The organism is Mangrovimonas sp. TPBH4 (assembly GCF_001280505.1).
GTDB lineage: Bacteria > Bacteroidota > Bacteroidia > Flavobacteriales > Flavobacteriaceae > Mangrovimonas_A.
Genome location: NZ_LBIO01000021.1, coordinates 1 through 258, shown reverse-complemented (window position 1 = coordinate 258; position 258 = coordinate 1). Strand labels below are relative to the sequence as shown.

1 tRNA gene is annotated in these 258 nt (G+C 46.9%); it reads left to right on the top strand.

Going from position 1 to position 258, the window contains the following annotated elements:
- Nucleotides 1-183: 183 nt before the first annotated feature.
- Nucleotides 184-257 (top strand) — tRNA-Ile (locus ZA05_RS00495).
- Nucleotide 258: the final 1 nt, after the last annotated feature.

The following is a 258-nucleotide window of genomic DNA, read 5'->3' as shown; positions in this document are numbered from 1 at the left end:
CCGTACCGGAAGGTGCGGCTGGAACACCTCCTTTCTAGAGAAAGACGACGAAACTGGAAGAAGGAGCTTAAGGTGCGCCTGTTCTTTTGCTGTTAATTTAAAACATGGAAACAAGATGACAAGAAGCGAGAGCCAAGACTTTAGGTCTTGAATCTTGAGTCTAGAAGTCTTGAGTCTGCAAACAGTCTCATAGCTCAGCTGGTTAGAGCGCTACACTGATAATGTAGAGGTCGGCAGTTCGAGTCTGCCTGAGACTAC